The sequence below is a fragment of the Microbacterium sp. LWH13-1.2 genome (genome assembly GCF_038397735.1).
Lineage (GTDB): Bacteria > Actinomycetota > Actinomycetes > Actinomycetales > Microbacteriaceae > Microbacterium.
Genome location: NZ_CP151635.1, coordinates 285,145 through 309,314 on the forward strand (window position 1 = coordinate 285,145; position 24,170 = coordinate 309,314).

Annotated in this window: 18 protein-coding genes; 12 read left to right on the forward strand and 6 right to left on the reverse strand. The window is 65.7% G+C overall.

The features are described 5' to 3' along the window. Window positions 1–2: 2 nt before the first annotated feature. Window positions 3–935, reverse strand: coding sequence for a LysR family transcriptional regulator (locus MRBLWH13_RS01225; protein WP_341956534.1), 933 nt, complete (start codon window positions 933–935; stop codon window positions 3–5). 71 nt (window positions 936–1,006) lie between these two features. On the opposite strand from MRBLWH13_RS01225, the gene MRBLWH13_RS01230 reads away from it, so the two are divergent. Beyond that, complete coding sequence (locus MRBLWH13_RS01230) at window positions 1,007–2,737, forward strand: FAD-binding protein (protein ID WP_341956535.1); 1,731 nt, start codon at window positions 1,007–1,009, stop codon at window positions 2,735–2,737. A 77-nt stretch (window positions 2,738–2,814) separates the two neighbouring features. Here the strand turns inward: MRBLWH13_RS01230 and MRBLWH13_RS01235 are convergent, their stop codons facing one another. Beyond that, the gene (locus MRBLWH13_RS01235) at window positions 2,815–3,132 is read right to left on the reverse strand and encodes a hypothetical protein (protein WP_341956536.1); all 318 of its coding nucleotides are present in this window, start codon (window positions 3,130–3,132) and stop codon (window positions 2,815–2,817) included. A 114-nt stretch (window positions 3,133–3,246) separates the two neighbouring features. On the opposite strand from MRBLWH13_RS01235, the gene MRBLWH13_RS01240 reads away from it, so the two are divergent. Genes MRBLWH13_RS01240 through MRBLWH13_RS01255 form a run of 4 tightly spaced genes read left to right on the forward strand, consistent with a single transcriptional unit; the run spans window position 3,247 to window position 7,100 of the window. Then, the gene (locus MRBLWH13_RS01240) at window positions 3,247–4,743 is read left to right on the forward strand and encodes an L-serine ammonia-lyase, iron-sulfur-dependent, subunit alpha (RefSeq protein ID WP_341956537.1); all 1,497 of its coding nucleotides are present in this window, start codon (window positions 3,247–3,249) and stop codon (window positions 4,741–4,743) included. A 59-nt stretch (window positions 4,744–4,802) separates the two neighbouring features. Further along, window positions 4,803–5,555: an AAA family ATPase gene (locus MRBLWH13_RS01245; RefSeq protein ID WP_341956538.1), complete on the forward strand. Its 753-nt coding sequence runs from the start codon at window positions 4,803–4,805 to the stop codon at window positions 5,553–5,555. Between the two features lie 37 nt (window positions 5,556–5,592). Continuing rightward, window positions 5,593–6,369 (forward strand): ABC transporter ATP-binding protein, encoded by a 777-nt coding sequence (locus MRBLWH13_RS01250; protein WP_341956539.1) that lies wholly within the window; start codon window positions 5,593–5,595, stop codon window positions 6,367–6,369. Then, window positions 6,366–7,100 (forward strand): ABC transporter permease, encoded by a 735-nt coding sequence (locus tag MRBLWH13_RS01255; RefSeq protein ID WP_341956540.1) that lies wholly within the window; start codon window positions 6,366–6,368, stop codon window positions 7,098–7,100. The genes MRBLWH13_RS01250 and MRBLWH13_RS01255 overlap by 4 nt, the downstream gene beginning before the upstream one ends. A 20-nt stretch (window positions 7,101–7,120) precedes the next feature. Here MRBLWH13_RS01255 and hrpB read toward each other — a convergent pair whose 3' ends face one another. From hrpB to MRBLWH13_RS01270, 3 genes are all read right to left on the reverse strand, one after another. After that, window positions 7,121–9,673: an ATP-dependent helicase HrpB gene (gene hrpB, locus MRBLWH13_RS01260; protein WP_341956541.1), complete on the reverse strand. Its 2,553-nt coding sequence runs from the start codon at window positions 9,671–9,673 to the stop codon at window positions 7,121–7,123. 89 nt (window positions 9,674–9,762) lie between these two features. Beyond that, window positions 9,763–11,367, reverse strand: coding sequence for an SPFH domain-containing protein (locus tag MRBLWH13_RS01265; protein ID WP_341956542.1), 1,605 nt, complete (start codon window positions 11,365–11,367; stop codon window positions 9,763–9,765). Window positions 11,368–11,491: 124 nt separating this feature from the next. Continuing rightward, a complete protein-coding gene (locus tag MRBLWH13_RS01270; protein ID WP_341956543.1) occupies window positions 11,492–11,920 on the reverse strand; it encodes a MarR family transcriptional regulator in 429 nt (142 codons plus the stop codon). Window positions 11,921–12,373: 453 nt separating this feature from the next. Here MRBLWH13_RS01270 and MRBLWH13_RS01275 point away from each other — a divergent pair, with 453 nt between their 5' ends. From MRBLWH13_RS01275 to MRBLWH13_RS01295, 5 genes are all read left to right on the forward strand, one after another. After that, entirely contained in the window at window positions 12,374–13,117 is a 744-nt protein-coding gene (locus MRBLWH13_RS01275; RefSeq protein ID WP_341956544.1) for a TnsA-like heteromeric transposase endonuclease subunit, read from the forward strand. Then, complete coding sequence (locus MRBLWH13_RS01280; RefSeq protein ID WP_341956545.1) at window positions 13,114–15,105, forward strand: Mu transposase C-terminal domain-containing protein; 1,992 nt, start codon at window positions 13,114–13,116, stop codon at window positions 15,103–15,105. Before MRBLWH13_RS01275 ends, MRBLWH13_RS01280 begins: the two co-directional genes overlap by 4 nt. A gap of 6 nt (window positions 15,106–15,111) precedes the next feature. Further along, on the forward strand, window positions 15,112–16,089 hold the full coding sequence (locus tag MRBLWH13_RS01285; protein ID WP_341956546.1) for an ATP-binding protein: 978 nt from the start codon (window positions 15,112–15,114) through the stop codon (window positions 16,087–16,089). Beyond that, window positions 16,089–17,003 (forward strand): hypothetical protein, encoded by a 915-nt coding sequence (locus tag MRBLWH13_RS01290; RefSeq protein ID WP_341956547.1) that lies wholly within the window; start codon window positions 16,089–16,091, stop codon window positions 17,001–17,003. The genes MRBLWH13_RS01285 and MRBLWH13_RS01290 overlap by 1 nt, the downstream gene beginning before the upstream one ends. 90 nt (window positions 17,004–17,093) lie before the next feature. Next, window positions 17,094–17,729: a hypothetical protein gene (locus MRBLWH13_RS01295; RefSeq protein ID WP_341956548.1), complete on the forward strand. Its 636-nt coding sequence runs from the start codon at window positions 17,094–17,096 to the stop codon at window positions 17,727–17,729. 1,077 nt (window positions 17,730–18,806) lie between these two features. Here MRBLWH13_RS01295 and MRBLWH13_RS01300 read toward each other — a convergent pair. Further along, window positions 18,807–19,679: an HNH endonuclease gene (locus MRBLWH13_RS01300; RefSeq protein WP_341956549.1), complete on the reverse strand. Its 873-nt coding sequence runs from the start codon at window positions 19,677–19,679 to the stop codon at window positions 18,807–18,809. A 335-nt stretch (window positions 19,680–20,014) separates the two neighbouring features. Here MRBLWH13_RS01300 and MRBLWH13_RS01305 point away from each other — a divergent pair, with 335 nt between their 5' ends. Both MRBLWH13_RS01305 and drt3a read left to right on the forward strand, forming a co-directional pair. Next, the gene (locus MRBLWH13_RS01305; RefSeq protein WP_341956550.1) at window positions 20,015–22,453 is read left to right on the forward strand and encodes a hypothetical protein; all 2,439 of its coding nucleotides are present in this window, start codon (window positions 20,015–20,017) and stop codon (window positions 22,451–22,453) included. Between the two features lie 349 nt (window positions 22,454–22,802). Further along, window positions 22,803–24,146 carry an antiviral reverse transcriptase Drt3a gene (drt3a, locus tag MRBLWH13_RS01310; protein WP_226531845.1) on the forward strand — a complete coding sequence of 448 codons (1,344 nt, stop codon included), beginning with the start codon at window positions 22,803–22,805 and terminating at the stop codon, window positions 24,144–24,146. Window positions 24,147–24,170 lie beyond the last annotated feature (24 nt).

Sequence of the window (24,170 nt, forward strand, 5' to 3'; positions counted from 1 at the left end):
CCTCAGTCGAGCAGGCTGGTGATCGCGGGGTCGCGTCGCGCGTAGTCGGCCGCCGTCGAGACGATCACACGTCGCATCGCGGCGACGGCGATCGCGGGTGTGACATCGGCGCGGTGGGCGAGGCTCACGGTGCGCGTCATCATCGGATGCGTGAGTCGCACCGACCGCAGCGCCGGCTGGTCGAAGAGCACCATCGCGGGGACGACTGCGACCCCGACACCGCGCTCGACGAAGCGCAGCACCGCATCCATCTCCGCTCCTTCCAGCACGAAGTTCGGGGTCAACCCGGCCGAGCGGAACGCCGCATCGGTCGTCGCCCGCAGCTCGTAGGTCTCGTCGAGGGCGATCAGGGGGAGGGTGGCGAGATGGGCGAGACTCATCGACGAGGACGACGACACCGGGGGCTTGGATGCCGCGGAGACCACCACGAGCTCCTCGGTGAGCAGCGGCATGCGCGACAGGCTGAACCCCGACGGCGGAGGCCCCTCCGACTCGGTGATCAGTGCGATGTCGACCGCCCCGACGGCGAGCTGGTCGACGAGCAGGCGCGAGCCGCTCTCGGTGAGGTGCAGGTCGACCCCGGGGTGGTCGGCGTGGAACGTGCTGATCGCCTCGGCGACGAGGCTGATGCAGAGCGTGGGCGGGGCGCCGAGACGCACGCGTCCACGGCGGAGCCCCGCGAGCTCGCCCATCTCCTCGCGGATGGCGTCGGATTCTGCGAGCATCCGCTGTGCGCGGGGGAGCAGCGCTTCGCCGGCGGAGGTGAGCGCGATGTGTCCGCGAGCCCGATGGAAGAGCTCGGCCCCGAGTTCGCGCTCCAGCGTCGAGATCTGTCGACTGAGCGACGGCTGGGCGAGATGCAGGTGCTCGGAGGCGCGGGTGAAGTGGCCGAGGCGTGCGACCTCGACGAACCCGCGGAGCTGCTCGAGGTTCATGCCTGCAGTCTATCGATACCAGTAGAACAATGCATTGGAGTTATTAGGTCGCCCTACCTAGCGTGGAACGCATGAGTACTCGCGAACGTCAGATCTCCACCACGGTCCTGGTCATCGGGACCGGCGGATCCGGGCTGCGCGCGGCGATCGAGGTCGCCGAACACGGCATCGACGTCCTCGCCGTCGGCAAACGCCCCCGACAGGATGCCCACACCTCCCTCGCCGCCGGCGGCATCAACGCCGCTCTCGGAACCATGGACGAGGGCGACAGCTGGCAGCAGCACGCGGCCGACACCATCAAGGAGAGCTACCTGCTCGCGAACCCCCACACGGTCGAGATCGTGACACAGGGGGCGGAGCGCGGCATCCGTGACCTCGAGCGCTGGGGCATGGACTTCGCCCGAGAAGACGACGGGCGCATCTCACAGCGGTTCTTCGGCGCGCACACGTTCCGCCGCACAGCCTTCGCCGGCGACTACACCGGCCTCGAGATCCAGCGCACCCTCGTCGCGAAGGCCGAACAGCTCGAGGTGCCGATCCTCGACCACGTCTACATCACCCGGCTGCTCGTGCGCGACAACGTCGTCTTCGGCGCCTACGGCTTCGACCAGTCCGACGGCACGCGCTACCTGATCCACGCGGATGCCGTGATCCTCGCCGCCGGTGGACACAACCGCATCTGGCGTCGAACGTCGTCGCGCCGCGACGAGAACACCGGCGACTCGTTCCGTCTCGCGGTCGAGGCAGGGGCCCGACTGCGCGATCCCGAACTCGTGCAGTTCCACCCCTCGGGCATCATCGAACCCGAGAACGCGGCGGGCACCCTCATCTCCGAGGCCGCGCGCGGCGAGGGCGGCATTCTGCGCAACGCCCTCGGCGAGCGGTTCATGTCGAAGTACGACCCCGAGCGCATGGAGCTCTCGACCCGCGACCGCGTGGCGCTCGCCGCGTACACCGAGATCGCCGAGGGGCGGGGTACGGAGAACGGCGGCGTCTGGCTCGACGTGTCCCATCTGCCGCGCGAGACGATCATGACCCGGCTGCCCCGCGTCTACCAGACGATGATGGAGCTGCAGATGCTCGACATCACCACCGAACCGATCGAGATCGCGCCCACCGCGCACTACTCGATGGGTGGGGTGTGGGTGCGTCCGGAGGACCACCAGACCGACGTCGACGGTCTCTATGCGATCGGCGAGGCATCGAGCGGGCTGCACGGTGCCAACCGCCTCGGCGGCAACTCACTGATCGAGCTGCTCGTCTACGGCCGCATCGTCGGGCGGGCGGCGATGGCGCACGCGGCGGGTCTCGACGCGCAGCGACGGTCAGCGGATGCCGTGGCGCAGGCTCGTGCCGAGATCGACGACCTGCTCGCAGCGGACGGTCGCGAGAACGTCCGAGCCCTGCAGCGGGCGATCCGCAACACGATGACCCAGCACGCCGGTGTCGTGCGGTCAGAGGAGGGGCTCCGTGCCGGCCTCGCCGACCTCGACATGATCGAAGGACGCATGGAGGACATCGGCATCCACCCCGACATCGCGGGATTCCAGGATCTCGCCCATGCGTTCGACCTCAAGGCGTCGGCGCTCGCCGCGCGCGCCACGATCGAGGCCGCGCTCGAGCGCCGCGAGACGCGCGGGTGCCACAACCGCAGCGACTATCCCGACACGGATCCCACGCTGCAGGTGAACCTCGTCTGGTCGCCCACCGGGGGAGTGACGCACGAGCCGATCCCCGAGATCCCCGCAGAGATCGCGGAGCTCATGCGCGAGGTCGACACCGAGGGCAAGCTCGTCGAGTAGCCCGCATCCGAACTCGCTCCCGTCGCAGGGTGCATCGCGACGGGAGCGACCGGGTGGCCGAGCGAGGTAGGAGTCGCTCAGTCGCCCTCGTCGGTCTCCGGACCGTCGATGACCCCGATCCCGACCGCTTCATGGTCGGGTTCGGGGTCGTTGCGTGTCGGGGCCTTGGGCTCCTCCGACGGTTCCTTCTCAGTGCTCGGCTCTTCGAGCTCGTCGTTGTCGGGGATCTCCGACGGATCGGCGTCCTCCGGGGACTCCGCCTCCGCCGGGGCCTCCGTGCTCTCGCCCGGGGTCGTGAACTCCCCGGCGTCGCCGGACGACGGAGTGGGGGTCGGCGCCTGTGCCTCAGGGGCGGCGCTGGAGGTCGGATCCTGTGCGGGTGTGCTGTCGGTCATGATCGTCCTTTCGCATCGAGTGCCCTACCAGGATCGATCTCCGATTCCGCGGCGAGAAGGGCCTTGACGGCGATGCCCCGACCCGTCTTCCTGACCACGACGTACGCTGGGGAGGTGACAGCGTACGTCTCGGCCTTCGATCTCTTCTCCATCGGAGTCGGCCCCTCGAGTTCCCACACGGTCGGGCCGATGCGGGCGGCGCTCGAGTTCGCACACCGGCTCCGCGCGACAGGAGCGCTCGACCGCGTCGCGCGCGTCGGATGCACGCTGTACGGCTCCCTCGGCGCCACCGGAATCGGACACGGCACACCCGATGCGGTCGTCGCCGGGCTGCGCGGTCTGGCGCCGGAGACCTGCGATCCGGCTGACGTGCGGTCAGCGTGGACCGACCTTCGCGACGGGGCGGCGCTGCGAATCGACGGGTCTCACGAGATCCCGTTCTCGAAGACGGACGTCGTGTTCGAGCCGCGGACCCGTCTGCCCGGCCACCCGAACGCCATGACGATCACCGCGCGGGATGCCGACGGGCAGATCGTCGCAGAGGAGACCTACTACTCCGTCGGCGGCGGGTTCATCCGTCGGGACGGCGAGGAGGCGAAGATCTCTGCGGCTCCGCTGCCATACTCGTATGCGGACGCCGCATCGCTGCTCGCGCTCTGCGACGAGCACGGACTCTCGATCGCCGAGATCGCCCGCCTGAACGAGACGGCGCAGCGCTCGGAAGACGACGTCGCAGCAGGCCTCGACGCGATATGGGATGCGATGGCCGCCTGCGTCGACAACGGGCTGCACTCCGACGGGGTGCTTCCGGGCATGCTCAAGGTCAAGCGCCGTGCGAGCGCGATCCGCGGGCAGCTCGAAGAGGCCGAGGCCGACGGGCACCGCGAGCTTCCGGGCGAGTGGCTGGGTGCCTTCGCTCTCGCCGTCAACGAGGAGAACGCGGCGGGCGGTCGGGTGGTCACCGCGCCGACGAACGGCGCAGCCGGCATCCTGCCCGCGGTAGCGATGTACTGGTGGCGGTTCCTGGCCGACTCCGGCCTCGGTGCCGGCAACGCGGTCACTCCCTACGGAGAACTCGTCGGCAGTGCGCTGCTCGGCTTCGGCGCGGAGGCATCGCTCGTCGCCGTCGGAGCGATCGACGACCCCGACGCGGTCGCCGAGGCGAACCGTCGCCGCGGCATCCGACGGTTCCTGCTCACCGCCACTGCTTTGGGGTCGCTGTTCAAGGCGAATGCCTCGATCTCGGGGGCCGAGGGCGGATGCCAGGCAGAGGTCGGCTCGGCGTGCGCGATGGCCGCCGGCGGCCTCACCGCCGTGATGGGCGGCACGAACCGGCAGATCGAGAATGCCGCCGAGATCGCCATGGAGCATCACCTCGGACTCACCTGCGACCCCATCGGCGGTCTCGTGCAGATCCCGTGCATCGAGCGGAACGCGATCGCCGCCTCCACCGCGGTGACGGCGGCTCGCCTCGCCCTTCGCGGCGACGGAAGCCACTACGTCTCGCTGGATGCGGTCGTCGAGACGATGCGCCAGACCGGCATCGACATGTCGACGAAGTACAAGGAGACCAGCGAGGGCGGGCTCGCGGTCAACGTCATCGAGTGCTGAGCCGCCTGCCCGACGGCCGCGTCGGTGGCTGGGACTAGCCTCCGTCGGAGGAGGAACGCATGGAATCGATCTGGACCCCCGGCAGCCGTCGTCGACGAGAGCAGCCGGTCGTCGCCGTGCGGGCGAACGACGACGCCCCCGAGCCCGGGAGGGTGTGGCCCACGAGCATCCCTGCTGTGGCCCAGGTGCTGAAGTCGGGGATCGACCTCTCTCCCGGGGTGACCTTCCTCGTCGGTGAGAACGGCAGCGGCAAATCCACGATCGTCGAGGGCATCGCGATCGCCTACGGACTCTCTCCTGAGGGAGGGTCGAAGTTCGCCCGGCACAGCACGCGAGCCACCGAGTCGCCGCTGTCGGAGTGGCTCACGCTGCAGCGAGGAGTCGGCGCGAACCGCTGGGGCTTCTTCCTGCGGGCAGAGACGATGCACTCGTTCTACACCTACCTCGAAGAGAACCCCTCCCCACGGGGAGATGTGCCGTTCCACGAGATGAGTCATGGCGAGTCGTTCCTCGCCCTCCTCGAGAGCCGATTCGACGAGCCTGGCTTCTACTGTCTCGACGAACCTGAAGCCGCGCTGTCGTTCCAGTCGACGCTCACCCTCATCGCCGTGCTGCAGCGCATCGTCGACGAGGGCGGTCAGGTGCTGTGCGCCACCCACTCGCCGGTGCTCGCGGCACTCCCGGGGGCTCGGATCCTCGAGGTGGGCGACTGGGGCATCCGTCCCGCCGAATGGAACAACCTCGAGATCGTGAACCACTGGCGGTCGTTCCTGCAGGACCCGCAGCGCTACCTGCGGCATCTGCTCGACTAGGGGTCGCCCACGCGGCCTCTCGGGCAGATAATCAATCATGACGAGCGGTCCGGCGGTCGAGGTCTCGGGACTCCGTGTGCGCAGAGGAAAGACGTGCGTGTTCGACGGGATCGACCTGACGATCCCGCAGGGTGAGATCACCGGACTCCTGGGCCCGTCCGGGTGTGGCAAGACTACGCTGATGCGTTCGATCGTCGGGGTGCAGCGCATCGCTGAGGGCACGGTGACAGTGTTGGGGGAGCCGGGCGGGTCGCGGCAGCTGCGTCACCGGGTGGCCTACGGGACGCAGGGTGCTGCCGTGTACGGCGACCTCACCGTGCGTCAGAACCTCTCGTACTTCGCGTCCGTTCTCCAGGCGCCGAAGGGCGATGTCGACCGCGTGATCGATGAAGTGGGTCTGCGTGCTCAGTCCGGACAGCTCGTCGAATCGCTGAGCGGGGGCCAGACCACGCGGATCTCGCTGGCGATGGCCCTCATCGGCACACCGGAACTCATCGTGCTCGATGAGCCGACCGTCGGGCTCGATCCCGTGCTGAGAGTCGAGCTCTGGGACCTGTTCCGAGGGCTCGCCCAGCGCGGAGTGACGATGATCGTGTCGAGCCACGTGATGGACGAGGCGCTGAGATGCGACCGGCTCCTGTTGATGCGGAGCGGACGGATCATCGCCGACACGAATCCCGCGGCGCTGCTCGCCGATACCGGCGCCGCAGACCCCGATGCGGCGTTCCTCGCCCTGATCGAACGCGACAGTCGTGAGCACGAGGGCCACGCCCCGCCCGCCACACGGCGCGAGCGACGGGGGATGGCGGAATGAACGGCCGACGGATGCTCGCGACCGCCGCACGGGTGCTCGGCCAGCTGCGCCATGACCCTCGCTCGATCGCTCTGATGCTCATCGCCCCGAGCCTGCTCGTCGGCCTCTTCGCCTGGTTGTTCAGCGATCAGGACGGAGTGTTCGATCAGTTCGGCGGTGCGATCCTCGCGCTGTTCCCCTTCATCGTGATGTTCCTGATCACGTCGATCACGACACTGCGAGAACGGCGATCCGGAACGCTCGAGCGGCTCATGACGACTCCGCTCGGCAAAGCCGACCTCATCCTCGGATACGCCCTGGCCTTCGGCCTCATGGCGCTGCTGCAGGCAGTCATCACCGTGTCGTTCGCGGTCGGGTTCTGCGGTCTCGACGTCGAGGGTGAGCTGTGGCAGCTCGGACTCGTCGCAGTGGTCGACGCGCTTCTCGGCACGGCGCTCGGGCTGCTGGCCAGCGCGTTCGCCCAGACCGAGTTCCAGGCGGTGCAGTTCATGCCGCTGCTCGTCTTCCCGCAGATCATCCTCGGCGGTCTCTTCATGCCGCGGGATCAGATGCCCGATGTGCTGTACGCGATCTCGGACTGGCTCCCGCTGAGCTACGCGATCGACACGATCAACGCCGTGACCGCCGGGGACGACGGGTGGGACGTCTACGGACCGCTGCTGGTGGTCGTCGCGTTCGGGGTCGGGGCGCTCGTGCTCGCGTCGCTGACTCTGCGGCGCCGCACGCCCTGAGACTCGACGGGAATCGTCGCTCAGCGGGCGGAGCGGTTCTTGGTATGCCTGGTCGGTGCCGCGGCCCAGGGGTCCTCCGGCCACGGATGCTTCGGGTAGCGCCCGCGCATCTCGGCGCGCACCTGGGAGTACGGACCCGACCAGAACGAGGCCAGGTCGTCGGTGACCGCGAGCGGGCGCCCTGCAGGGGACAGCAGGTGGAACAGCACCGGCACCCGTCCGTCGGCCAGCCGCGGCGTCTCGGCCCAACCGAAGCACTCCTGCAGCTTCACGGCGACGACAGGGCGTGCGGTCGCATCATCGTGCGGCGGGTAGTCGATGCGGATGCGCGAACCGGTGGGCACTTCGAGGCGGTCGGGAACGAGCTCATCGAGCCGCGCGGCCTCGGGCCAGGGGAGCACCCGGCGAAGAGCCGACGTCAGATCGAGCCTGTTCACGGGGGCGCCACCCGCGAGGGCGTCGAGCTCCGGCGCCAGCCAGGCATCGAGCGTCGCGGTCAGCCCTGCGTCGGACACATCGGGCCAGGGAAAGCCGATCTCTCGTCGCAGCAGAGCCAGACGGCGGCGCAGGGCGTCCGCACCCTCGGACCAAGACACCATGCCGAGACCGTCTCGCCGGATCGCCCGGCGCACGGCATCCCGTCCCTCCTCGGCTGATGCGCGCACCGGCGCCGAGGAGCGCAGGATCGCACCGATGCGCCGCTCGCGACGAGCCTGGACACGGCCTCCGACGAACTCCGCTTCGACGCGGTCGGTCATGAGGTGACTCGCGGCGCTCTCGATCTGCGTCTCGGTGAGCACGGCCGCAGACCGGATGAGCGCGCCGGATCCCGCTGCGGCACGGGCCGAGGCGCGCGCGACATCGGCGACGGCGAGCCACTCGACCGCCGCGAGCGGACCGCGTACCCCCGCGCGGGTTCCGGATGCCAGCAGGAATGTCGCGCCCTCGGCGGTGCGCTCGACGCGGTGGGCGATTCGCTCGGGGAAGGCGAGAGCGATCACGAGGCCGACCCCGTCGAGGTTCGAACGGACGCCCGGAGTCGGGCGGACCATGCGCTCGAGGCGATCGGCGTCGCTGCGCCATCGGCGGGCGTCCGGCGCCCGACCGCCACGAAGGGCGATGATCGCCTGGGCGACGTCGGCCTCGGCGATGCGCAGGTCGCCACCCAAGAGTGCGACGACCTCGGCCGCGAGTCGCGCCCCGACCGCCGGGCTCCCGTCGCGGAGAGCACGGGCGAGCCGCGGATCGGTCGGGATGCGCGCCAGGATGCGGCCCTCCGTGGTCGCTCGACCCTCGTCGTCGATCGCGCCGAGGCCTTGGAGCACGGCGAGCGCATCGGCGAGGTTCTGGGCGGGCAGCGGGTCGATCATCCGCAGGCCGGCGCCGCCGGGGGCGCCCCAACAGGCGAGCAGCAGAGCGGCATCCGCGAGATCGGTCACCGCGATCTCGGGAGCCGGACGCGCAGGAGCCGCAGCATACGTGCGCTCGTCGACGCAGCGGATCACGGTGCCGGGGCCCTGGCGGGTGGCGCGCCCTGCGCGCTGCACGCACGACGAGCGGGAGGCTGCGGTGGTCACCAGACCCGTCATGCCGCGCGCGGTGTCGCGCTGCGGATGTCGGGCGAGACAGCTGTCCACGACCAGGCGTACCCCCGGCACGGTGAGGGATGACTCGGCGAGCGATGTCGTGACGATGATGCGCGGAGGGGCGTCGGGTGCGCGGCCGCGGATCACGGCATCCTGCTCTGCCGCGGGGATCTGCCCGTGCAGTTCGCGCACATCGAACGCATCGCTCGCGGTGCGGATGCGGCGCGCGATCTCCGACACCTCGCGTGCGCCCGGTGCGAAGACCAGCACGTCGGCACGAGGATCGCCTCGGATGAGCTCCCGGGCGGCGGATGCCGTTGTCGCGGCGATGTGATCGAGGAACCCCCTGGTGACCCCGCGCTCATCGAGTCGCGGCACGGGGCTCGGCGCCCATCGTTCGGAGAGTGGGAAGGCGGGAACCTCGTGGTCGATGATCGGCGCGGGATGGTCGTCGGTGCCGAGGACGGCCGAGATGCGAGGCGCGTCGAGGGTTGCCGACATGGCGATGACCGTGAGGTCGTCGCGCAGCTCACGGACCTCCGACAGCAGGCCGATCAGCAGGTCGGTCTCGAGGGCGCGCTCGTGCACCTCGTCGATGATCACGGCGCTCACGTCGTCGAGTCCTGGATCGTCCAGCATCCGCCGCAGGAGCACTCCGGCCGTGACGAACTCGACCAGCGTCTCGGGTCCTGCGGAGCGCTCGCCGCGGACGGTGAAGCCCACGCGGGTGCCGAGTGGGGTGCCGTCGAGGTGGGCGAGTCGCCGGGCGGCCGCGCGCGCGGCGACTCGGCGGGGCTGGGTGACGATCACTCGCCCGGTCGTCCGCGATGCGACGAGCGGCGGCACGAGTGTGGTCTTGCCCGTGCCCGGCGGAGCGCTCACGACCACGGACGCACTGGCGTCGAGCGCTGCGGAGAGGTCATCGACGGCGGCCGCGAACGAGAGCCCGGCGCCGATGGCGGCGAGGTCGAAGGCGGGGGTGGTCACCCCTCCAGTCTGCCCGTTCTGGACGAGTCCGGAGACGACGGATGCCGCGACCGATCCGGCCGCGGCATCCGCTGTGTTCTGTGCGCTGACTACTCCGCTGCGGGAGCCGGCGGTGCCGGTGGCGGCGGCGTGGTCGGTGCCGACTGGCGCTGAGGCGCGGCGGCCGGGGCGGATGCCGCGGCCACGCCCTCGCCGATGCCACGACCGACGGCCTGACCCTGGATGATCGATGCGAGGTCGAGCCCGGTCGCCGAGCTGACGCTGTCGAACACCGACTTCAGAGCCTTCGCGCTGTCGGCGCCGACGACGTTCGAGGCGCCGTCTTCGCTGGAGCCGCCGATGATCGAGACGTTTCCGATCGCGGCGTAGCCCTTCGAGAACTCGGCCATGATCGACGGCAGCACATCGAGCACGCGCTGCGACAGGAATGCATCCTGGTTGGAGGCGATGGCCTTCGCCTCTGCCTCGACGGCTGCGGCTCGCGCTTCACCCTCGGCGCGGATGGCGTCGGCTTCGGCGTTCGCGCGCAGACGGCGGGCCTCGGATTCGGCCTCGGCCTGGGCGCGCAGGGCGTCTGCCTCACCGGTCGCGCGGGCGATCGCGGCTGCGGCCTCACCGTCGGCCTTGGCCTTGTCGGCCTGGGCCTGCTGCTCGGCGATGCGGGTGCGGGCCTCGGCCTGCTTGACCTGCTCGATCGCGCCGGCTTCGGCTGCACGCTCACGCGTGTAGAGCTCGGCCTGGGCGCGGGTCTCGGCCTCGTACCGCTGGGCGTCGGCGACGCGCTTGACGTCGGCGTCGAGCTGAGCCTGACGGTTCTCGGCCTGCTGCTGCAGAACGGCCTGCTGGGCCTGCTCGCGGGCGAGGTTCTCGGCCTGCTCGGCCTCGGCGCGCGCACGACCGATGCCGGCGTTCGCGTTGGCGGTGTTGGTGTCGAGAGCGGTCTGCTCGACCAGGTTGGCTTCCTGGTTGGCGATGTTCTTCTGGTTGATCGCACGGTCGGCGTTGGTCTGCGAGATCTCGGCGGACTGACGCTTGGCCTGGATCTCGGGAGCACCGAGCGACTGGATGTAGCCGACCTTGTCGGTGATGCCCTTGATCTGGAAAGAGTCCAGGATCAGACCCTGCTCGGCGAGCTCCTGCGAGACGTCGGCCGCGATCTGGTCGGAGAACTTCTTGCGCTCGCGCATGAGCTCGACCACCGAGAGCGTCGCGACGATGCCGCGGAGCGCACCTTCGAGCTGCTCGGTGGTGAACTGCTCGATGGCCTTGTCCTGCGAGGCGAAACGCTCGGCGGCGCGGCGCACGAGGATGGGGTCCGAGCCGATCTTCACGATCGCGACGCCGTCGACGTTGAGTGTGACGCTGTCGAGCGACTGGGCCTCTGCGTTGAGTGAGACCTGACGCGAGCGCAGCGAGATGATCTCGTGGCGCTGCGTGATGGGGTTCACCAGCGACTTGCCGTTCACGATGACCGTGACGGGCGACTCCGACATCTCGTCTCTGGTCGAGCCGTCCGCTCCGATGACCGCGCGTGCCACCTTCTGCTTGCGTCCCGAGATGACGAGCGCCTCATCGGCACGAGCCACCTTGATCCAGCTGCGCGCGAACAGCAGCAGGATGAGCAGGACGACGACGGCGGCGACGACTGCGATTCCGACGATGACGAGGATGCCGACGATTCCGGCGATCTCCATGGATGACCTCCCTGGTTCCCCCCGAGGGGGCGGTCTTGGATGCCGGCGCGGCCGCGCGGGCGTTCACGCTCCACCCTGCCAGAAAAGCGCTGAGGCCGTCGCGGCCGTGCTGCGGAGGGAGAGGTCAGTGGCCGCGGAGCTTCTCCGCCAGGTCGCGCAGCGTCCTCAGCTCGGCATCGTCGAGGCGCGACATCCGCTCGGCGATGGATCGTCCGTGCACGGTCGCGATGCTGCGGAACGCCTTGGCGCCGGCATCCGTCGCCCTGATCAGTGCGCCGCGCCCGTCATCGGGGTCGGGGCACTTCGCGACGAGGTCGCGAGCGACCATCCGGTCGATCAGGCGCGAGACGCTCGGCTGGCTGATGAGCATGTTCGCCGTCACATCGCGCAGTCGCGCGGACATGCCGGGGGAGCGAGTGACGGTGAGCAGCACGTCGTACTCGGCCTGACCGAGATCCGTGTCCTCGAAGTCGGCGTTCATCTCGGTGAACAGCTCGTGCTGCGCGCGGAACAGGCTCTCCCAGGCCTCGAGGGCGAGCTTGCGATCGGTCATGGGAACAGATTACGGCAACAGTAAAGGGCCGGTCGGAGAGGCTCCCGACCGGCCCTTAGTCCCTTGCACCAAGAGTGTCCTGCAATCACATGCGGTGTATGCCACAGCAAACATTCACCGTGCGATCACTCTATAACGGCGAGATAACGAATGCAACGGTTTGGTCACGGAATCTTCGCGACTGCGACCGTGTTGTTGTCCCATCTCGCGGAAGTTGTCACTTTCTCACGTACCTGTCAGTGACGCTCTTCGGAGTTGTCAGTTTTCTCACCCACGCGTCACAACTCGGCGGCGTGTCGCCCACGCCTGCTCGTGGCGACCGCGTACCTTGATCGCGAAGCAGGCACATCTCCCAATTCACCTCGATGAGTCATCGTCAGCGAGGGGCGCGTTCGGCTTCACGTCGTCTTAGGCCGCCGGACGAACACAACTGTTGTTCGTCGATGGGCTTGGATGATGTTCTTGAATTTTGTGTGGCCAGCGCCCGCTGAGGTGCCGGTGATTGCTCCTTGTCGGATCGAGTATCAGCTCGATGGCGTACGAGTCGAGGTGGACGCTGCCGATGCGGGGAGCGTGCCGTTCGAAGACTGTGAACCGGTGCGCGACTTTCCAACCTGGCCGGGCAAGCAGCACTACTCAGGTCTCCTCTACATGCAGGGCGTGCAGGCGCACGTCGGGTTCGAGTCACTTGCGGAACGATCGTTCCTGATCGAACTGGATCGTCTTGAGGGCATACGCTCCGTCACCAGTCAACCGATGTGGATTCGGTGGTTGGGTGCAGATCCGGGGAATCATGCCCCGGACTTCTTCGTACGGTTCGCCGACGGGTCGAGGATGCTCGTCGATGTGCGGCCGCTGCAGCGGATTGATGCCGAAGCGAGAGCGGTGTTCGACCGCACCGCCGTGCTGTGCGCTGACTTCGGGTGGCGCTACGTCGTGTACTCGGAAGACTCCCCGATACGCGATGCGAACGTCCGCTTCTTGATGCGATTCCGTGAGCCAAGGTGGTCGGTCGACGACACGGCGCAGGTGCTGTCCGGGTTCGCCGGAACGATCAGTGAGGCAGCGGAACGACTGGGCGGGAGTCAGGACGGACTGGGGACCTGTTACGCGCTGATTTGGAGTCATCGCCTCGATGCAGATCTCGAACAACCGTTGTCTTTGAGAACCCTCGTGACGTGGAGGAACGACGCATGAACGCTAAAGCAGGATCGCGCATTGTGTGGCGCGGACAGATCTATGACGTGATCGTGGTGTGTCCGTCCGCGGTCACTTTGAGAGACCAAGATGGTGGCGAGTTCGACGTTAGCCATGACGAACTCAACCGTGCCGCCGAGCCTCCCGCGACTGATCTCCTCCTCAGAGCGGCAGAGACGCTTGTCGAAGGAGCGGAGTCAACAAGTGAGCTTCTGGTGTGGAGGGAGGCCCTTGCTCGAATCGCGGCTGCCTCCGAGACACATGGTCAGCAACGTGAAGCGGTCGAGAAGGAAGTGACGAGGCTCGCGCAAGAGCTTGGTCGCACCGTGACGGCACGGACCATCTTCCGCAAGCTCAGGTCGTACAAGGAGGGCGGGATCGCTGCGGTTGCGGATCAGCGTTCTCGTGAAGGGCGCGCAAGACGATCATCCAGCATCGATCCGCGCGTCATCGAGGCCCTCAATATTGTTCTTGCTCGTCGCGCGCGAGAATCCACGACCAGCAAGGCCGTCATCCTCGCGCAGGTTGAAGCCCTCGTCCGAAGGAATCATGGGGACGATGTCGCGATGCCGAGCCGTGCGACCTTCTATCGGGTCCTTGCTGCAGAGGACCGCGGACGATTCTCGTTCGGTTCTGCGAAGACTCGAGAATCTCTGTCATTGCGTCCGGACCGTGCTTTCGGTGGCCGACCCGGCCTACGCCCTGGTGAGCACGTGCAGATAGACACCACTCGACTGGACGTGATGGTGCGTATCGACGCTGCAACCGTGGGTCGGCCCGAGCTGACGATCATGGTCGACGTCGCGACCCGCTCCATTCTCGCGGCAGTGATGCGTCCGGTTTCCACAAAGAGCATGGACTTGGTCATCGTGCTTGCGCGCGCCTTGGTTCCCTACGGACGGCGTCCAGAGGGGGCCCGTGAAACGAGAAGACTGCTCTCGACTGCGTGGGCGGAGGAGGCGTTGATCGATCAGGAGAGGTATGAACGTCTTCGGCTTTCGCAGCCGTTCATCTTCCCGGAGACGATCACCACCGACAACGGTCGACCGTTTCTTTCTCAACACTTTCGCGCGGTCTGCGCGGCGCTGGGGATCTCGCTCACGAAGGCAGCCCCTCACACGCCGACAGACAAGGCCCATGTCGAGCGGACCTTCGCATCGATCTCGTCGCTGTTTTTGCAGCACGTCAAGGGATACGTAGGACGAAGCGTCGAACACCGTGGGAAGAACGTCGAAGCCCAGTCGGCAGAGCTGCTCACCATCGCTCAGATGCAAGAGCTGCTGGAGGACTGGGTGGCGGTCGAATGGCAGAACCGAAATCACGACGGACTTCGCGACCCCTTGGAACCAACGATCTCGCTGACTCCGAACGAGATGTGTCGAGCGTTTCGAGAGGTCGTCCCGGAACTCCACGTGCCCCTCGCCAAAGATGACTTCATCGCACTGCTGCCGATCGTGCACCGCAGGATCAATCGATATGGAGTCACCATCGAGCACCGCATCTACGACTCCGAACGCCTTGCCCACTACAGGCGTCGAGAGTCGCAGTCGAAACGGCAGAAAGGGAGGTGGCCGATCCGTGTCGATCCCTACAACCTGCATGTCGTCTGGCTCGAGGACAACGGCGAGTTCATTCCGCTGCGATGGTCGAACGGCCTGCACGAACTCCCGATGATGGGGGACGTGTGGAGGTCTGCGCGCGATGCGCACCGTTCCGTCGACCGCGACGGGCAGCAGGATCACGATCTCGTGCACGCCATGCGCGATTTTGCCGGACGAGGCAACAACAAGCCGATGGCCAGGAGGTCCGCTCGCGAGAAGGCGGTGGCGGCAGACCCGATGAATCTGCTCAGCGCGGAAGCAGCAGCCGCCACCACGCCACAAAGCGACGGCGCAAAGACCGACGTGCCAGTACCGCAGGAAGACGAGTGGCCGAACCGCGGTGGCTTTTCCTTCATCTCGGCACCGACAACAGACGAAGGCGAGTAGGGGTCAATGGAGATTGCGACGCGTGAGGGATGGCGTGAGTTCGTCGAGATGAAGATCGAGAAACCGGCAGAGATCCCGTTCGCAGTCCTCGGGAGGCTCACGCCCGAGGATCGCCAGATCTACAACTGGGCGCGTGCTCGCTACTCACAGGCCGGAGCCTTTGTGAAGACACCGCAGTTCGTAGAGTTCCAACGCGCCGCACGCGACCGGGTGTATCTGAACGCCCATCGCCAGGTTGGGAAGCTCGGGCTGATCCTCTCGGGAGAACCAGGCCAAGGAAAGACGACGACGTTGCTGCAGATCGGCAAGGAGCACGAACTTCGCCGCAGACAGACCGCTCAGCCCACAGCAGCAGAAGGGTGGACTCCGGTGGCCTACGTCGCCGTACCTGCCCAGTGCTCGGCTAAAGCTCTCCTACTGGAGTTCGCCAGATTCCTGGGCCTTCCCACGCTGAGCCGAGCGACCTACGGAATCCTCCTCGACACTGTCGCGAACGCCCTGCGCCGTTGCCGAACCGAACTCGTACTGATCGATGACGTACATCATCTCGATCTGCGATTTCGCCAGAACATCGAAGCATCTGACATGCTGAAGCAACTTTCCGAGCGATGCGGCGGCACATTCGTCTACGCGGGAATCGCTGTGGAAGAGACAGGGCTGCTCGACGGTACTCGCGAGGGCCAGATCCGCAAACGGTTCGAACTGCACCCGGCATCCCCGTTCCGCATCACTACGAAACGAGGACAGGCTGACTGGGGTGATCTTCTGTTGGCCATCGAGGACTCGCTTGGCCTGCTGCAGCAGCCTGCGGGGCAGATTCTCGCAAGCGCGAAGACCCTGCATGCGCTCACCGGAGGGGAGATCGGCCCGCTCAAGGATCTCCTTCAGCTCGCCGCGCTACACGCCATGCAAGACGGCTCGGAAACCCTAGAAGCGACGCTCTTCGAACGCGACCTGAAACGCCGGCAAGCGGAGCGGGTCTGATGAGAGCGCTGCCGGTGCCAGTCCGGTTCTACCCCGACGAAACCGTCTCGAGCTTCTTCAGTCGGCTGTGCGCGGCCAATCAGATCTCCGAGTATGAAGCGTGGCGTGCACTGAGACAGGAGGACCCTGAACTCGGCATCGCAGTGACACCGCCGATAGCGCGGGTCGCGATCGAAGAGCTCGGCGGACTGCGTCGTGATGCGATGCCCAGAATCAGACGCAGCTACTCGACGTGCAAGCATGACCCCACGGTGTGGGTGCGCGCCTGTGCCTTCTGCAACGGCCAGGGGTTCGGACCGACGACCCTCTGCAGGCGATGCTCGCGAGGCGATCTCGTATTCGTGGAAAGATTCAGCGGGCCGATCTGTGTCAGGCATGCCCGATGGCACAGCAACGGACTCGACGTCGACGTCCGCGACCACGTCCCGTCACTAATCGCGCAGAAGCGACTCAACGGAAGCCTGCATCAACAGTCGATTGGATATCGCACGCCCATTGCAACCATCGCGCGAGACCTCATCCACGAGTGGTGGCATCCCGCGCGCCTCTCGACAGAACGGATCGGTCTCGAGGAAGAAATCACCGGCCTCCCGCGCCTGGTCGAAACGATGGCGGCTCTGACGTCTCCGGCGCTTCAGACGCTCCTGACCTACGAGCACGCGTCTTACAAGGCGATTGCTGCAGTGCTGATGAGACTTGGTGCGGTCGCGCGTGCTGGTGAGAATGTCACGGGTTTCGCGGAAACGATTGGCGTCGACGAACCTAACTCCGCTCTCCACATCGGAGGTGAGAAGTGGTCACTCACGTCGTCGCGATCTGGGCCGGCGCTCGAGGCGCCGGAGCGACTTTGGCGCCGCATCCTGACCGTGCGAGCAGCGCTATTGAAGCACCGGAACGTGCGTAGGACATTGTGATCGGCGCGGAGCGAGCTCGTGACCGGTTGAACCAACCGTTTCGCGGCGTACGATCGCAGTATCGGTTCGCGTCTCAGACAGGAGGACCGGATGTCGAATCTCGAGCGGCCGCTGACTCTGGATGCTGCTGTCGCAGAGCTGCTCGAATCGATCGACGCGAGCGAGTGCGACCCGGAGATCATGGAAACGCTTCAACGCGAGGCCGCCCGCCTTTCTCGGCGCATGCGTCCGCCGAGCCCCGGCATGTCGATGGAACAGCGTGCGTATCTCGTCGATTCCGGCGCTTTCACGGCGGAGCAGTTCGCTCAGACCGAGCAACGGGTGGCTCGCGGCGAGCTGCGCGAGGATGAGAACCGCACACGTCTCGGAACCGTCGCGCGTTCGTATGGTGAGCGAGCGGCCGCGGCGCGGCTAGGGCTGGAAGTCGACGATCTCCGAATGCGCCAACGAGCGGGCGCACTGTATTCGTTCGACGTATCTGGTGTGTCGGCTTACCCGAAATGGCAATTCACAGACCCAACCAATGACGGGCTTCTGCCGCACCTCGCGCTCGTCGTGACGTGGCTCCTCGAAGACTGGCACCCCGCGAGTGTCGAGGGATTCATGACCACGCCGAAGGACAGTCTGATCTATCGCAGTGAGCTGCAGTCGCCCATTCAGTGGCTAATACGGGGTGCCGACCCGCGTCCCATTGAGCAAATCCTCGAAGGTGCGCGGTGGCGATGACGACAGCCTGAGTGCTCCCGACGCCGTCTTCTATCCTCGGTGTTCTGCCGATCGGCTTGATAGCGGCTAGATGACCAGATCGGGCACGGCGGACGACTTCTTGTTGGACGCTAGCGCTCGTCGGCGACTCCTGGCCGGGCTGGATCTGAAGCCGCAAAGCGCGACCCGGTCATGCGGGTAAATGGCCTCGTTTTCATCCGCATTCACGCGATCCAGTGGCGAGACGACGGGCTAGTCGCTGTCAAGTTCTCGGACGGTCGTGTCGTCGCCGGGGCGGATTCAACCGATCTCACAGGCCTGCCCGAGCTGTTCTCGGTGGTTGAGTATCGACCCCGGCATCGTCGTCTGATCTTCAAGTTTCGTGAGGGTTACGGCTTTGAGTGCGAGCTAGGAACTGCGAGGGACCATTCGCCAACTCGTGGTCGCCCAGTCGTGTACCTGGACCAGAATCAGTGGAGCACCCTCAGCAAGTCGCTCTTCGCTCCTCAGCGTGTTTCAGACTCCGAGCGTCTCGCTGCAGTGCGACTGCTCAGGATGGCCGAAGCGGGCGAGGTCATCCTGCCGCTCTCGTCGGCTCATCTGCCGGAAACCGGCGCCTGGTCGAATGATGGCGGGCGTGCGGAGCTTGCACGGACAATACTCGGGGCAGTCGTGGATGGCAGATGCGGGATGCACCGGAAGTGCGGGCGGACGAGTTCCGACACTGCCTCGCGGAGCTCGCGGGAATCGACGTCGCGCCACCGGCTCCCGTGATCACGCTCGAGCCGTACGCCGCGCTCGACTCGAGTGTCCGAGGGGGTGACGACAGCGCATCACTTCCTGAGGATCTTCTCGAGGCGTGGAAAGCCACATCTCGCTCATGTCGTTGAGTCCCTGATCGACGACTGGAGTCCCGCGAGCGTCGAGGGCTTCATGACCGTGCCGAAGGACGATGTGATTCATCGAGGCAAGCGGCAGTCACCCATCGAATGGTTGCTTCGCGGAGCCAGCCCTGGCCGCATCGTCAGGATCCTCGAAGGTGAGCGGTGGCGTTGATCAGCACGGGCGCTGCTTCACATCACTCTCTGCGAGTCGATATCAGACCACACGCCTTGTGAATCCAGTGATTGGGTCGAGCGGCCAATCTACGGCGAACACGCGATTGAAGCTGATCACCATCGCGGATTCCGGTTGTTCATCCGCGGCGGCCATCAGGACGATCTCCCCAGGGTTTGGTTTGTGTGCGGAGCGCGCGACTTTGATGGACCTTGCCACGTCGCCGAGCTCAGCTCTCTGGTCACGGGGCATGTCTCGGGCGGCGAGGAGCTCAGCTCGCAACGCATCAGCGCGGGGTGTCTGCGGAATCGCGCGCAGCGCAACGCAGCTGGCCAGATATGCAGTCTTGACCGCTGAGATGTGCGAACGGGTTGTGTCGACAACCTCGTAGCTCATCTCGAACCCCTGTTCTCCTAAGATCTGAGAGACCGCCGGGTCGTGTTTCCCGTGTTGGAAGAGAACAAAACCACCGGATGCGTTCTCGCGTAGTAGGTACTCGCCGACGCTGCGGCGGCCGGGAACGGACTTGCCTGACAGTCGTACTTTCCCGATCGTGTTCTCATACCAATTGCGTAGGTGCGGCTCGTACTTGCTGCCGAACTCGTTGTTGCATGTTTCGCAGCTCATCGTGACCACGCTGCCGCCAACCGAGTGGGGAGGCACATGCTCCCGGCTTCGCGGCTCCGGCGCGAGGCAGATCGGGCAAACACCGAAGTCGACAAATTCGAACGCGACAGGGAGTGCCTGAAACTTCCGCTCTGTCCCCACTGGCCGAGGCATACGCACCTCGAGCGTCGACCCATCCTCTAGCCGAAGAACGGCTTCGCTGACCTCAGGGACACCCCGACCATTCGCGCGTCCGGTGACGCTTTCGATTACCCCGCGTACATGACGCCGGCCGAGCGATTCGTTCACGGGTCAGACTGTACTCGCAGCCTCGGACAGTTCTGAAACGTCCGAGGTGATGCCGCGCGCGATGACGAGGGCGTGCGAAGGCGCCGCCGAGGAAACCCGACAGATCTTGCGAGGAAGATCGACCCCAGATCCGCATCTCTCTGGTCCCATAGTGGTTGAGCACAAAAGTGCAGGTCGCTGCTGTCGCCGCTCACATACGCCGAGGCCCGATGATCCGAATCGCAACGACGCACTCGTCCGCCCATGAGCTGATCGGCATCGGGGCGCTCAGATCGCCGAAGCGGACAGTAACTGCGAGGTGGCCGGCGTGTCGGAGGCGTGTGGTTCGATGAGGCATGGCATCGAAGTCGAAGCGTTCGAAGGCGCGTGCGAAGAGGCGGCGGCATTTGCCTCACGGGGACGCTGCAGCGCCGTCGGATCCTTATGTGGATTTTGTGATGCAGTCCTCGGATACGGTGCAGTCGCTGTTTGCTGAGCTCAGTGCTGAGGGCGATTTCGCGGCGAACGTGAGTACCAGGTTCGCTGACCGTGTAAGTGAGCTTGCGGCAATGGGTTCGCGTTTCACGCCGGCGAGGATCGCAGAAACCGCCAGGCTGGCGTACTTCCCCTTATCTCAGGCAGGGCAGGTTGTCGCGAGCCCGGACGGCGGCGCGTGGCAGGTCGAGTTGCTCGTGCTGTTGGCGATCGCGGGTCGCAGTACGGATGAAGTGGATGTTCCACCTGCTGAGCCGAATGAGATGAGCGGGGTGGTGCAGGACGCCTGGCCGATTCTGGAAGAGATCACGAACCTGGGCTGGTTCCGGACGCTGGTCGCCGCTGGCCCGGACGCACCACTGGGGTGGCTATCGCTCAGTGTGCAGGGGTCAGAGGTCGCGATGCGCAACTCCTCGTACGCAGACGTGTCGCAGGCGACGGCGGTCGAGCTGCTTGATAGCAATCGGGGGGTTCGCGTTGCGCTGGAGAAGGGTCTGGGGTTCAGTGCCGCTGAGGCGCTGAGTGTCCTGAATGCCTGTCATTCGATTCAAGCCCGCAAGCTAAACAAGCGGGGGCAGCAATTCGCTAGATCCCTGTCAGAGCCTGCGGGCGCGCCCGGCGACGATGTCGCATCGATGACCAAGCAGGCTGTGACTGTGCTGATGTCGATGTTTGAACCGTCTGCAGATGACTGCACGGTCGGCATCGATGAGCTTTTCGCGGAGACTTGCCTCCCAATGGAGCGTGTCGAACGGGTGGTCGCCTTCTTCACTCTTGATGCGTCCGGGATGACGGCGTTGGAGGCCGCAGAGAAGTTCGTTCAGGGGGACAATCCGTGGCGGCGTCGCCCGTTGCTATCAGGCGATGCGGGTCGGGTGATGCTGCTACACGACGGACACACAGCACCGGCGTTGAGGGAGAGGCTTGAGGACTACCTGAAAACGCAGAAGGCCGAATGGGACGCGTATGCGAAGCACCGCGGAGAGGTCCTGGAGGAGCGGGTGCTTCGCGCGGTGAAGATGATTCTTCCGACGGCGACCTACCGGAACGGGTTCGAGTTCTTCGTCCCTGCAACGGAGGCAGAGAAGGCGACTCGTTCGGTTGATGCGTATACCAAGCGGGTGGAGTGCGATCATCTGGTTCTTATCGATGACGTGGCCTTCGTCATCGAGGACAAGGCGGTTGCATTCAGTGCCCTGTCACGGGGAGGGAAGAGATCGCGCCAGCTTGGTGATTTGCGGCGCATCATCACGAGCGCAGCGAATCAGGCGGGGCGGGTGCGTTCAGGGATCGTCGATGACGGCGGGCTACGCATCGAGGGAGAGGGATGGGTGGATCTCACTCATATTCGCGAGATTCACACGATTGCTGTCAGCCTTGACGACATCCCGGCCGTGTTCACGGCGACCGCGGATCTCCTTGAGGCCGGGCTCATCGATCTGGAGAACGTCCCCTGGACGGTCTCGCTGCACGATCTCGAGCTGATCGCGGAGCTGGTGGACCGGCCTGCAGAGTTCCTCCTTTATTTGCGGCGCAGGCGCGACCCGATGACGACGATGATGTTCATGGCGCCTGACGAACTCGACCTGTTTCTCTACTTCTACGAAGCAGGATTGTGGGTGGCGCCCGACCCGGCCTTGGTCAAGGATGCGTTTCCATTCATGCCGGACCCCACCACGGGTGAGCTGCGTCGCTTCCGGCAGCAGGTACCGGCGTTCATCACGAGCCGGACGGATGCGCTCGATCAGTGGCATCTCACCCGCGATGCCAGCCCGCGTGCACCGAAGCCGTCGATGCCGACGACGAGCATCGTTGACCTTATCGACGAGCTGCACGACCGACAGAGCTTCGGCTGGCTAAGTGTCGGGGCGACACTGCTTTCCGGAAACGAGGCGGCGCAAGAGAAGTTCGCGCGGCATGCAAAGGACCTGCTCAATAACCCTGACCCGGAAGGTCGCGGACGTAGCCTGACCGTACCGGTCACCGGAAGTGTCAACGTCGAGGAAGGCTGGGTGCTGGTATGGGCGGTCAAGCCCGCCGGAATCTCCTTGGCGGCTTGGGAGACGCACATCCGGAACTACATGAAGGCCAAGGGCCACCAACTGAACATCCCGCGGGTGGCCGCATTCGCCTATGACGAGGTGAGCCGCGAGTTGATCGCTCTTTACTACGAAGGGGAGACCGAGACGCTGAATCCGTCGGCGGCAGCGTCGCTTCAGCGGCTGCGCCCCGCGTCCGCTCTGCAATCGCTACTTCCGCCGGCTGCGAAGAATCGAAACCGGTCGCCCCGCCCACGCTGAGTCGCGCGGCCAGGTCTGCTAACTGGTGCACAGCGCTTCGGGACATCCGATCGACGGTGCGGCGTGAAGGCCTTGTTGAGCGCGCAAGGTGACGCAGCCCGATCGAACGACGCAACACTGCGGAGACGACCTCGACGGAGGAGATCTCATGGTGTCCCGTATCGCTGTGCTTGGCGACTGTCCAGTTCCCGCAGGCGCCCGGTAGGAACGAACCTGGGATCGAGTCAGTCGATGGTTTCATCGTTAAGGTGGTGCTCAGCCGTGCGGCGGTCTCGGCCCCGTCCGCTGTCGGCGCTGGTCGCGGACGCGCCAGCAAAGGGTCGATAGGCTCACGGGAGGAGGGTTGGGATTGGATCAGAGCTTCTCGCCGAAGAATTTGCGCAGGATCTGGGACTTGGAAGCGCGGCGTGGGCGCGACCGCCTAAGTCTCTACCCTGACGTTCGCCGCGCCTACGATCTGGCGCGTGACTCGCGCCATCGTGCTCGGGCAGCGCGAAAGGGAACGGTGCCGTACATCGGGCCACCTGAGCTGGCTCCGGAATCCGTTGCCCGTGCAGACCGTCAGGCCGCCGAGGACTTGCTGGAAGCATCACTGGCTGCAACTAGCGAGATACTTACTGGAAGCGTCGAGTCCGGCGCGTTCGCGTGGGGTTTGGACCGCGGCCATTTGATTGGTGGGAAGCGTCAGACCTACTCGATCGCGGAGACCCCCGAGGCATTCTTCGCGGATAAGCACCTTCAACGCGTCGTCGGATCAACGCTTCTGAGCCGCCCGCGAGGACGTCAATCGATCGTCGCGGGACTGATTCGAACGATCGATAACAACGTACCGAAGATCGTCGTTAGGGCTGATGTCAAGGACTTCTACGACAGCATCGATCATCGACGGCTCCGTTCTCACCTCGACACAACAGCGCTAAGTCCATCGTGCCGGCGGCTGATCGACAGGTTGCTATCCGAGATGGAGACCCTCACCGGGAACGCAAGAGGCCTCCCCGCAGGGGTGGGTCTGAGCGCGAAGCTAGCCGAGCTGTACATAGCGCAAGCTGATCGCGCTCTGCGGGACACTCGCGGCACACTTTATTTCGCGCGCTACGTTGACGACATCGTCTTGGTGCGCGCGGAGGAAAGTGAGGGCGCGGTGGCACCGGGCGCTGTGATTGCGGAGATCGAAACTGAGCTTCAGCGACTCGGTCTTGCTCTGAACCCGGCGAAGACCTTGCATCGGGAACTTGTCGACAACTCGCTCGGGAAAATCGAGTTCCTGGGTTATGAGATCGAGTATCGAGGCAGGGGTGGCCCGGTGGTGAGGCTCACCGATGATCGCTACAAGACCATCCGGACTCGCGTCGACAGGACCTTCTCCGCGTGGGATCGCGCCAATCCTGCCAACCACGGACGGCGAAGCCTCCTCATCGACAGGCTTCGCTTTCTGACGGCGAATACTCGCCTTTCTCACAACAAGCGGAACGCGCTAGTTGGGATCTACTTCTCGAATCCGCACCTAACCGATCTGAAGTCTCTCGCCGGGTTGGACCGCTATCTTCAGCACCGAGCCTCGCAGTCTCCGTTGCCTCCCGGCCTCGATCGGAAGATCGCGGCCCTGTCTTTCACTGATGGATTCAGTCGGCGAACGATTCACCGATGGTCCATGCAGCGCATGACTCGACTGAAGGGGGCATGGCGTGCCTAAGCGTCGGCAATCTCTTCGGAAGCA

Excerpts from the sequence above, each read along its gene's own strand:
- MRBLWH13_RS01225 (WP_341956534.1), bottom strand. The coding sequence starts at position 935 with ATGAACCTCGAGCAGCTCCGCGGGTTCGTCGAGGTCGCACGCCTCGGC.
- MRBLWH13_RS01230 (WP_341956535.1), top strand. The coding sequence starts at position 1,007 with ATGAGTACTCGCGAACGTCAGATCTCCACCACGGTCCTGGTCATCGGG.
- MRBLWH13_RS01235 (WP_341956536.1), bottom strand. The coding sequence starts at position 3,132 with ATGACCGACAGCACACCCGCACAGGATCCGACCTCCAGCGCCGCCCCT.
- MRBLWH13_RS01245 (WP_341956538.1), top strand. The coding sequence starts at position 4,803 with ATGGAATCGATCTGGACCCCCGGCAGCCGTCGTCGACGAGAGCAGCCG.
- MRBLWH13_RS01250 (WP_341956539.1), top strand. The coding sequence starts at position 5,593 with ATGACGAGCGGTCCGGCGGTCGAGGTCTCGGGACTCCGTGTGCGCAGA.
- MRBLWH13_RS01255 (WP_341956540.1), top strand. The coding sequence starts at position 6,366 with ATGAACGGCCGACGGATGCTCGCGACCGCCGCACGGGTGCTCGGCCAG.
- MRBLWH13_RS01265 (WP_341956542.1), bottom strand. The coding sequence starts at position 11,367 with ATGGAGATCGCCGGAATCGTCGGCATCCTCGTCATCGTCGGAATCGCA.
- MRBLWH13_RS01270 (WP_341956543.1), bottom strand. The coding sequence starts at position 11,920 with ATGACCGATCGCAAGCTCGCCCTCGAGGCCTGGGAGAGCCTGTTCCGC.
- MRBLWH13_RS01275 (WP_341956544.1), top strand. The coding sequence starts at position 12,374 with ATGATGTTCTTGAATTTTGTGTGGCCAGCGCCCGCTGAGGTGCCGGTG.
- MRBLWH13_RS01280 (WP_341956545.1), top strand. The coding sequence starts at position 13,114 with ATGAACGCTAAAGCAGGATCGCGCATTGTGTGGCGCGGACAGATCTAT.
- MRBLWH13_RS01285 (WP_341956546.1), top strand. The coding sequence starts at position 15,112 with ATGGAGATTGCGACGCGTGAGGGATGGCGTGAGTTCGTCGAGATGAAG.
- MRBLWH13_RS01290 (WP_341956547.1), top strand. The coding sequence starts at position 16,089 with ATGAGAGCGCTGCCGGTGCCAGTCCGGTTCTACCCCGACGAAACCGTC.
- MRBLWH13_RS01295 (WP_341956548.1), top strand. The coding sequence starts at position 17,094 with ATGTCGAATCTCGAGCGGCCGCTGACTCTGGATGCTGCTGTCGCAGAG.
- MRBLWH13_RS01305 (WP_341956550.1), top strand. The coding sequence starts at position 20,015 with ATGGCATCGAAGTCGAAGCGTTCGAAGGCGCGTGCGAAGAGGCGGCGG.